At 63.4% G+C, this 9464-nt stretch carries 8 protein-coding genes (1 of these 8 cut by a window edge); all 8 read right to left on the reverse strand.

The annotated features are described in order from the left end of the window. Positions 1–4: 4 nt before the first annotated feature. Positions 5–709: an SH3 domain-containing protein gene (locus tag KVU_RS13755; protein ID WP_013383088.1), complete on the reverse strand. Its 705-nt coding sequence runs from the start codon at positions 707–709 to the stop codon at positions 5–7. Positions 710–829: 120 nt separating this feature from the next. Further along, on the reverse strand, positions 830–1912 hold the full coding sequence (locus tag KVU_RS13760) for a BMP family ABC transporter substrate-binding protein (RefSeq protein ID WP_044008106.1): 1083 nt from the start codon (positions 1910–1912) through the stop codon (positions 830–832). A gap of 29 nt (positions 1913–1941) precedes the next feature. Continuing rightward, complete coding sequence (locus KVU_RS13765) at positions 1942–2868, reverse strand: ABC transporter permease (protein WP_014538136.1); 927 nt, start codon at positions 2866–2868, stop codon at positions 1942–1944. Then, positions 2868–3959, reverse strand: coding sequence for an ABC transporter permease (locus KVU_RS13770; protein WP_014538137.1), 1092 nt, complete (start codon positions 3957–3959; stop codon positions 2868–2870). The genes KVU_RS13765 and KVU_RS13770 overlap by 1 nt, the downstream gene beginning before the upstream one ends. Beyond that, positions 3956–5467 carry an ABC transporter ATP-binding protein gene (locus KVU_RS13775; protein ID WP_013383091.1) on the reverse strand — a complete coding sequence of 504 codons (1512 nt, stop codon included), beginning with the start codon at positions 5465–5467 and terminating at the stop codon, positions 3956–3958. The genes KVU_RS13770 and KVU_RS13775 overlap by 4 nt, the downstream gene beginning before the upstream one ends. A gap of 12 nt (positions 5468–5479) precedes the next feature. Beyond that, the gene (gene xdhC, locus KVU_RS13780; RefSeq protein WP_014538138.1) at positions 5480–6376 is read right to left on the reverse strand and encodes a xanthine dehydrogenase accessory protein XdhC; all 897 of its coding nucleotides are present in this window, start codon (positions 6374–6376) and stop codon (positions 5480–5482) included. Further along, positions 6373–8661, reverse strand: coding sequence for a xanthine dehydrogenase molybdopterin binding subunit (xdhB, locus tag KVU_RS13785; RefSeq protein WP_013383093.1), 2289 nt, complete (start codon positions 8659–8661; stop codon positions 6373–6375). The genes xdhC and xdhB overlap by 4 nt, the downstream gene beginning before the upstream one ends. Next, a protein-coding gene (locus KVU_RS13790; RefSeq protein WP_044007991.1) for a xanthine dehydrogenase small subunit crosses the window boundary here: on the reverse strand, positions 8658–9464 show its 3' portion. It continues 528 nt past the right edge of the window; 807 of the gene's 1335 nt are visible here — the last part of the coding sequence; the start codon falls outside the window, past its right edge — the gene reads right to left on this strand; its stop codon occupies positions 8658–8660. The genes xdhB and KVU_RS13790 overlap by 4 nt, the downstream gene beginning before the upstream one ends.

Here is a 9464-nt window from a genome sequence, read left to right on the forward strand (position 1 = left end):
AGACCTAGTTTCTGATCTCGGTGGGATCGACGCCCCACAGTGCGGATTTCATCACCCAGCCGCGATAGCCGCCCGCGCCAATGCGGCACCAATCGGGGCGGCATTCATCCAGATCCGCGATCACGCCGTTCTCGAACTGGGCGATGACGGGGGCATTCGCCTCGGGTTGGGCCAAGACAGGCAGCAGCTCGGCTTGGACGATTACGGTGCGATTGCCCGACAGCAGGGCGTAATGCACCCAGCCGCCTTCGCCGTCGCGGTCGATGATGCGCCGCCAGTGTTCATATTCACCCGTGATCTGCACCGGCAGGCCCGCGCGGTGGAAGACCCAATCGACGCGCTGCGACGAGGCGGGGCCGCGCCGCACATTCACCTCGTTGCTGCGCAGGGACACATAACGCGGTACCGGCAGGTTGGTCGATGCGCCCAGCTGCGGGCCGGTAGGCTCGGGCGGCTCGGGCGTGCCGCTGGCAGGGGTGGGCGGCGGCGGGGGTGGCTCGGCCGGTGCCGCGACGGGTGCCTCGACAGGGGCCGCGCCTGCAACTGCGGCGGCAATTGCATCGGCATCAGCGTCTTGCGCTGGTGCACTTGCGTCGGGGCGCGGCGGAGGGCTGGGAATATCGCTGTCTTGGGCGGCGGCAGGCAGCGCCAGACACAGGGCAAGCGCCGCGATCTGCATCAAAATGCTGATGGATGTCACTGTCTTCATAAAGCCGCCCTGCCTGATGGGGGTATTTTGCCATCATGGCGCGCCAGAGGAAAGCGCCTTGCAGTAGAGGAAGCCGAAATAGGGATGGCCCGCCACAATCGGGCGGGCCATCAATGCCGCTTAGGACGGGATTTGCGCCGTGATACCTTCGACATAGAAGCCCATCGACAGCAGGTCTTCGTCGCTGGCGGTCTCGCCCTCGGCCAGCCAGGCCGAGCCGTCTTGACGGTTCAACGGGCCGGTGAAGGGGTGGTAGGTGCCAGCGGCGATGGCATCGCGCAGAGCCTCGGCCTCGGCCTTGACCTCGGCGGGAACAGCGTCGGTGATCTCGCCAATGCCGACTTCACCCTCGGCGATACCGCCCCAGGTTGCGGTCGATTCCCATGTGCCGTCAATCACGGCCTGCACGCGCTTGATATAATAGGGCGCCCAGTTGTCGATAATCGCCGAGACGCGCGGGAAGGGGGCAAAAGCCGACATATCCGAGGCCTGGCCAAAGGTGACGATGCCGCCTTTGGTTTGGGCTGCGGCCTGCGGTGCGGTCGAATCGGTGTGCTGCAAGATCACATCGACGCCCTGTTCGATCATCGCGGTTGCGGCATCTGCCTCGACCGCCGGGTCGAACCACGAATAGGCCCAAGCGACGACCAGCTCGATATCCGGATTCACTTTTTTGGCGTGGATATAGGTCGAGTTGATGCCCTGAATAACCTCGGGGATCGGGAAAGAGCCGATATAGCCGATCTTATTCGTCTGGGTCATGCGGCCTGCGATGGTCGCCATAACCGCGCGGCCCTCATAGAAACGGGCATCATAGGTGGCGACGTTTTCCGCACGCATATAGCCGGTGCAATGTTCGAAATAGATATCGGGGAATTGCGCCGCGACCGCCATGGTCGCTTCCATATAGCCGAACGAGGTGGTGAAGATCAGCTTGCAGCCGGCCAGCGCCATCTGGGTGATCGCACGCTCGGCATCCGCGCCTTCGGGGACGCTTTCTTGATAGACGGTTTCGATCGCGGTGCCGAAATATTCCAGCAGGGCCAGGCGTCCCTGTTCATGCTGGAACGTCCAGCCACCATCGCCAATCGGGCCGACATAGATAAAGCCGACTTTCACCGGCGCTTGGGCGCGGGCGGGCAGGCCAAGGCCCGCCAGAACTGCGGCAGCGGCACCCGAGGCCAGAAGCGTTCTGCGTTTCAAAAGCATTCTCTCTCTCCGTTGTTGGACGTTTATTGCGTTGCGTGAAAGGGGCGGCCGATCATGGCCGGGCTGGCGCTGCTACGCCGCCCGCGCGAGATCAGGACAAGGGCAAGGATGGTGACGATATAGGGCGCCATCGCCAGCAGCGAGACGGGCACCGGCACGCGCGCCAGTTGCAGGTTGATCTGCAGCACGGTGATGCCCCCAAACAGATAGGCACCGATCAGCAGGCGATCTGGCCGCCAGCTGGCGAAAACGACGATGGCAAGGGCGATCCAGCCCGCACCCGCCGTCAGCCCGTCGGTCCATTGCGGCACCCGCACGAGGCTGAGGTAAGCGCCGCCAAGGCCCGCGCAGGCGCCGCCGAACAAGATCGCAAGGCAGCGCACCAGCACAACTTTATATCCCAAAGCATGGGCGGCGTCGTGGTTCTCGCCCACGGCGCGCAGGATCAGACCGGCGCGGGTGCGGTTCAGGAAAATCCACACGCCCAGGCACAGCAGCAGCGAGACATAGACCATGATATCATGGCTGAACAGGATCGGGCCAATCACTGGCAGATCAGATATCACCGGGATATCAAGGCGATAGCTAGTCGGGGCCTTGATCCCGTTATACCCCTGACCCGCCAGCGAGGCAAAGCCAAGCCCGAACAGGGTCAGGGCAAGGCCGGTGGCCACTTGGTTTGACAGCAGGAATTGCGTCAGCAGCGCAAACACCAGTGCCAGCGCTGCACCCCCCGCCGCCGCGCCGATATAGCCCAGCGTGACCGATTGGCTATGATGGGCGGCGATGAAGCCGCAGATCGCGCCGGTGATCATCATCCCCTCGACCCCGAGGTTCAGGACTCCGGCCTTCTCCACCACCAACTCACCAATCGCCGCCAGCAGGATCGGGGTCGAGGCCACCATCAACGAGGCGATCAGCAGAACCGGATTGATTGCCGACAGATCCATTATGCCACCTCTTTGGCTTTTGGCCGCGCAAGGCGCAGGCGGTAATTGGTCAGCACATCAAAGGCCAGCAAGAAGAACAGCAGCATGCCTTGGAACATCTGGATTGCGGCAGCGGGCAGGCCGATGGCCGTTTGCGCGGATTCGCCGCCAATATAAGTCAGCGCGAGCAAGAGGCCCGCGAGCAGTATGCCGACAGGATGCAACCGCCCAAGGAAAGCCACGATAATCGCGGTAAATCCGTACCCCACGCCAAAGTCGATCGAGATGCGCCCGGCGGGGCCGGCGACTTCGAACATACCCGCAAGTCCCGCAAGTGCGCCCGACAGGCCGGTGCAGATCAGGATCAATTTGCCCGGCTGCACGCCAGAAAACGCGGCGGCGCGCGGGCTTTGACCCGCAAGGCGGATGTTAAAGCCGAACATATGGCGGCTGAGGGCGACATAGGCGACGATCACCGCGATCAGCGCGGCTACAACGCCCCAATGCATCCCGGTGCCGGCGAAAATTTCGGTATTGGCGGCAGCGGGATAGCGCGAGATCACGCGCGAGCCCGGCATCCCCATGCCTTCGGGGTTGCGCATCGCACCCAGTGCCATTTGCGCCACCAGACGTTCGGCAACATAGACCAGCATCAGTGAGACCAGCGTTTCGCTGGCGCCATATCTGACGCGCAAGATGCCGGGGATCAGGCCCCAGGCCATGCCACCTAGCGCGCCTGCGATCACCATCAGCGGGAAAATATACCACCCCGCCGCCGGATAGAACGCCAGCGCCACCGCCGCGCCACAAATGGCGCCAACGATATATTGCCCCTCGGCCCCGATATTCCAGATGCCGGCGCGAAAGCCGAACGAGAGGCCGACCGCGATCAGGATCAGCGGCCCCGCCTTGATCAGCAATTGCCCGCGATAATAGCTGGCGTGCTGGCCGAACAGCGGGTCCCAAAAGATGGTGCGCAGCGTGGCAAAGGGATCTTTACCCAGCAGCATAAACATCAGCCCGCCCGCAATCATCGTGGCCAACACGGCGATCAGCGGCGTGGCCCAGGTCCAGACATGCGAATGGGTCGGGCGCTTTTCCAGACGGATCATGCCGCCACCTCGGCTTTTGCGCCGCCCAGCATCAGGCCGATATCGTCAATACCCAGGCCGCGCGCATCGCGCGCCTCGGACAGGTGGCCTGCGTTCAGCGCCGCGAAACGGTCGGAAATTTCCATCAATTCGTCCAGATCCTGGCTGACAACCACCACAGCCGCGCCCCGTGCTGCCAGATCCAGCAACGCCTGCCGGATCGCGGCCGCGGCTGCGGCATCGACGCCCCAAGTGGGTTGGTTCACCACCAGCACGGCGGGGTTTTGTAAAATCTCGCGCCCGACCACGAATTTTTGCAGATTGCCGCCCGACAGCGCGCGCGCCGCGACATGGGGGCCGGGGGTGCGCACGTCAAATGTCTCGATAATGCGGCGGGCAAAGGCGGTGGTCTTGGCCCAGTTGATAAAGCCGCCATCGACCAGCTTTTCACGCAAAGCGCCGGTCAGCAGCGCGTTTTCCGACAGGCTCATATCGGGGGCGGCGGCGTGGCCCAGGCGTTCCTCGGGCGCGGCCAGCAGGCCCAGTTTGCGGCGATCATTCGGGCGCGAGGTGCCGACATCACTGCCGTTCAGCCAGATCATCCCGGCGGGGCTGCGCATCTCGCCCGACAGGGCCAGCAGCAATTCATCCTGACCATTGCCGGCAACGCCGCCGATACCCAGAATCTCGCCCCGCCGCAGGATCAGCGAGACGTTATGCAAAGGGGTGCCAAAGGCGCGGGGTGAGGGCAGCGAGAGGCTCTTCAGCTCGAGCGCTATTTCACCTGCGAGCACCGGCGCGCGGCTGGGGGTTTGCAGGCTGGCGCCGACCATCATTTCCGCCATATCGCGGGCGGATGTGGTGCGCGGATCGCAACTGCCGACCACCTCGCCATGACGCAGCACGGTGGCGCTGTCGCAGATGGCGCGGATTTCCTCGAGCTTATGCGAGATATAAAGGATCGATCGCCCCTCGGCCCGCAGGCGGCGCAGGGTTTCGAACAGCGTGCTGACCTCTTGCGGTGTCAGGACCGAGGTCGGCTCATCCATGATCAGCAATTGCGGGTCTTGCAGCAGGCAGCGGATAATCTCGACGCGCTGCCGCTCGCCCGCCGAGAGATCGCCGACGGTGCGTTCGGGCGACAGGGGCAGGCCGTAGGCGTTGGAAATCTCGGTGATGCGCTGGGCAAGTGCGGCCATCGGCGGCGGGTTTTCCATGCCGAGGGCGACGTTCTCGGCGACGGTCAGCGCCTCGAACAGGGAAAAATGCTGGAACACCATCGCGACACCCGCAGCGCGGGCGGCGCGTGGCTCGGCCGGGTGATAGGGTTTGCCATCGAGCTGCATCGTGCCGCTATCGGGGCGGACAAGGCCATAGATGGTTTTCACCAGTGTCGATTTGCCCGCGCCGTTTTCCCCCAGCAGGGCATGCACCTCGCCCTTGGCGATCTGAAAGGAAATGTCGCGATTGGCAACCACACCCGGATAGGCCTTGGTCAGGCCTGAAAGCCCCAGCAGCACATCACTCACAAGCGCCCCCCGCTATTGCGACTGCAATTCTTTACCTTTCAGTAAAGCGTAAACCACGCCTATCGCAATGGCTTGTGGCGGTTTCCCTAAAGCGGGATCGCCAATTGGGCAGGTAATGCGCTGAATTTGGGCGTCGCTATGACCGAGCGTTGCAAGGCGACGCTGAAAGCGAATCCATTTCGTATCCGACCCGATCAGACCTGCGCTGTGAAAGCCGTGTGACAGCAATGCATGGCACAGGGCAAAGTCGAAATCATGCGAATAGGTCATGATCAGATGATCGGCATGGGCGGGCGCATAGGGCACCACCCGCGCGGGATCAGCGGCGATCAGCGGCGTGACATTGGCGGGCGTATCAGGAAAGCGATCCGCGCTGGTATCGACCCAAGTGATCTGCCGGTCGTTCAGCGGTGCGAGGATGCTGACAATCGCCCGCCCGACATGGCCCGCGCCGAACAGCCACAGCGGGCGGTTTTGCGGGGGTGGCCCCTCGATGATCCAGCCAGCCTCTATGCGCGGCGTGCCATCTGGCAGGGGAGTAAGCTGCGCGGGCGGCGGGGCGGCGGGGTCAATCGGGCGCGCATAGGGCAGGGCGCTGGGCAGATTTTGCGCGGTAAAGACCTCATACAGCAGGGTAACCGACCCGCCGCAACATTGGCCAAGGCGGGGGCCAAGGGGATAGGTTTGCAGGCGCGGGGCGGCATCCTCGGCCAGCAGGGCGCGGGCGGCGCGGATCGCCTCGTCCTCGAGACGGCCGCCGCCGATAGTGCCCTCTAGCCCGTTTGTGGTGACCAGCATACTGGTGCCGGTTTCGCGCGGGACCGAGCCTGCATGTTTCAGCACCAGCACCCGCACAAGGCGCAGGTGCTGGGCGACAGCGCGCGTCAGCGCTGCAAGATCAAGGCTCATGACCTTGTGCGACCTATCGCGGTCAGGATCGCTTCGGCCGTCGCGGGTGCGCGTAATTCAGGCCATGTCGGGCCGCAGGCGCAAACCGCGTCCTGCAGCGCAAGGAAGGCAGATATCCCGTGCATGAAGGGCGGCTCGCCCACGGCCTTTGACCGATAGATCGTCGGCAGCGGCGCGGGGCGGTTCACCAGATCCACATTGAAGATGCGCGGGCGATCCGAACAGGCCGGAATTTTATAGGTCGAAGGGGCATGCGTGCGCAGCATCCCTTTGTCGTCCCAGACCAGTTCCTCGGTCGTCAGCCAGCCTGCGCCTTGGACATAGGCCCCCTCGATCTGACCGATATCAATCACAGGGTTCAGCGAGGCGCCGGTGTCATGCAAGATATCGGCGCGCAGGATGCGGTTCTCGCCGGTCAACGTGTCCAGCACCACCTCGGTCACGGCGCAGCCATAGGCGAAGTAGTAAAAGGCGCGGCCCTGACCCTTGATCCGATCCCACGAGATGTCGGGCGTTTTATAGTGGCCCGTCGCCGAGAGCGCGACACGCTGGTTATAGCAGATGCGGGCGGCCTCGGGGAATGTGATGCTTTGGCCGGTGAAATGCACCTGATCGTCAACGAAACGCACATCGGTGGGGTTGGTTTGATAGAGGGGGCCAAGCGCCTCGGCCATGCGGGTGCGCAGCGTCTCGCAGGCGATATGGGTTGCGGCGCCGTTCAGGTCAGAGCCGGACGAGGCGGCCGTGGCCGAGGTGTTCGGCACCTTTGCCGTATCGGTTGCGGTAATGCGGATGCGATCAATGTCGATCCCCAAAGATTTCGCCGCAATTTGTGCGACCTTTTGGAACAGGCCCTGTCCCATTTCCGTGCCGCCGTGGTTCAGCGAGACCGAGCCGTCTTGATAGATATGCACCAGCGATCCGGCCTGATTGAACTGGGTCGCGGTAAAGGAAATCCCGAACTTCACCGGCGAGAACGCAAGGCCCTTTTTCAACCGGTCATTCTGGGCGTTCCACTCATCGACCGCCGCGCGGCGGCTGGCGTAATCGGACGTCGTCATCAGACGGTCGGTCATGTCCTGCAAGATGAAGTCTGTGACCTGCATCCCGTAAGGCGTGGTGTTATCCACCCCCGCAGCCTCCATCGGCTGGTAATAGTTCCGGCGGCGCAGGGTGATCGCGTCGATGCCGGTCGTATGCGACAGATGGGCGATGATCTGCTCCATCCCGAACAGGCCCTGCGGCCCGCCAAAGCCGCGATAGGCCGTCGCAGATTGCATATTCGTCTTCAGCCGGTGCGAGGTGATGCGCATATCCGCGATCAGATAGGCGTTTTCCGCATGCAGCATGGCGCGGTCCGCCACCGCCAGGGACAGATCCTGCGCCCAGCCGCAGCGGGTGTAATGTGTGACATCAATCGCCAGAATGCGGCCGGTGTCGTCATAGCCGACGGTATAATCGATCCGGAAATCATGGCGTTTGCCGGTGATCATCATATCGTCGTCGCGGTCATAGCGCATTCGGCAGACGCGACCCGTGGCGCGGGCCGCAATGGCGCAGGCGACGGCCAGCGCATTGCCCTGACTTTCCTTGCCGCCAAACCCGCCCCCCATGCGGCGCGTCTCGACCCGGACGCCATGCATATGGGTGCCAAGCGCTTCGGCCACCTTATGCTGGATCTCGGACGGGTGCTGGGTCGAGCAGTTGACCAGCATATCGCCATTTTCCTGCGGCCAAGCCATCGCGACCTGACCTTCAAGGTAAAAGTGTTCCTGCCCGCCCATGCTCAGGCTGCCGGTCAGTCGATGCGGCGCGGTTTGCAGCGCGGCAGGGGCATCGCCCTTGGTCCAGACCATCGCCGCCTTTTCGAACCGGCTGTCAGCGGCGAGGGCCTGTTCAATCGTCAGGATCGGCTCTTCCGCCTGATATTCGACCTTGGCCTTGCGCGCCGCCTTGCGGGCGGCGAGGTGGCTGGTGGCGACGACGATGAACAGGGGCTGGCCGATATGGTTCACGCGGCCGGTCGCCAGAAGCGGCTCGTCATGCCAGCCGGGGCTGACATCATTGTCAAAGGGCAGATCATCCACCGTGATGACCTGCACCACGCCGGGGGCGGCGCGCACGGCGGTCAGATCCATCGACAAGATGCTGCCGCGCGCAATCGTGGATAGGCCAAAGGCCAGATGCAGCGCATCGCGCGGTGCCGGGATATCGTCCGTATAGCGCGCCTTGCCGGTCACATGCAGGGTGGCGGCATCATGGGGCAGGGATTTCGCGACGCTCATGCCGAGACCTCCAGCACATGGGCGGGTTTGCCGTTGATATCGTCGATATAGCGCAGGAACAGACCCTCAGCCGCTTGCAAGCGATAGGCGGCGCTGGCGCGCATATCGGTCAGCGGTTGATAATCCTGCGCCAATAGGGCGGCGGCTTGGGCTGCATCGGCCCAAGCCTTGCCGATCAGCGCGCCCTCCACATGGCTCGCGCGTTTGGGCGTCGCGGCCATACCGCCAAAGGCGATGCGGGCTTCGCTCACCACGCCATCCTCGACCGTCACATTGAACGCGGCGCAAACGGCCGAGATATCCTGATCAAAGCGTTTCGACAGCTTATAGACCCGCAGGGCAGGGGCCTTGGTCGGAATGGTGATCGCCTCGACAAATTCGCCGCCGCGGCGGTCTTGCTTGCCATAGGCGATAAAGAAATCCTCGATCGGCATCTGGCGGCGCTGGGCCCCTTGGCGCAGATGCAACGTCGCCCCCAGCGCGATCAGCGCGGGCGGATTGTCCCCGATGGGCGAGCCATTGGCGACATTGCCGCCAATCGTTGCGGCATTGCGCACCTGATGGCTGGCATAGCGGCGCACCATCTCGGCATAGGACGGATGATATTGACGCAGCACCGGCAGCAGACGGGTCATGGTGACGCCCGCGCCAATGCGGATCTCGTGATCGGACAGCTCGATCTGCTGCAATTCCGTCAGGCGGTTCAAAAAGGCGACCTTGGGCAGATCACGCAATTGCTTGGTCACCCATAGTCCAACATCTGTTGCGCCCGCGACCAAGGTTGCATCGGGGTTCTGCTCGTA

Origin of the sequence: Ketogulonicigenium vulgare WSH-001 (assembly GCF_000223375.1) — a bacterium.
Taxonomy (GTDB): domain Bacteria; phylum Pseudomonadota; class Alphaproteobacteria; order Rhodobacterales; family Rhodobacteraceae; genus Ketogulonicigenium; species Ketogulonicigenium vulgare.

Excerpts from the sequence above, each read along its gene's own strand:
- KVU_RS13755 (WP_013383088.1), bottom strand. The coding sequence starts at position 709 with ATGAAGACAGTGACATCCATCAGCATTTTGATGCAGATCGCGGCGCTT.
- KVU_RS13765 (WP_014538136.1), bottom strand. The coding sequence starts at position 2,868 with ATGGATCTGTCGGCAATCAATCCGGTTCTGCTGATCGCCTCGTTGATG.
- KVU_RS13770 (WP_014538137.1), bottom strand. The coding sequence starts at position 3,959 with ATGATCCGTCTGGAAAAGCGCCCGACCCATTCGCATGTCTGGACCTGG.
- xdhC (WP_014538138.1), bottom strand. The coding sequence starts at position 6,376 with ATGAGCCTTGATCTTGCAGCGCTGACGCGCGCTGTCGCCCAGCACCTG.
- xdhB (WP_013383093.1), bottom strand. The coding sequence starts at position 8,661 with ATGAGCGTCGCGAAATCCCTGCCCCATGATGCCGCCACCCTGCATGTG.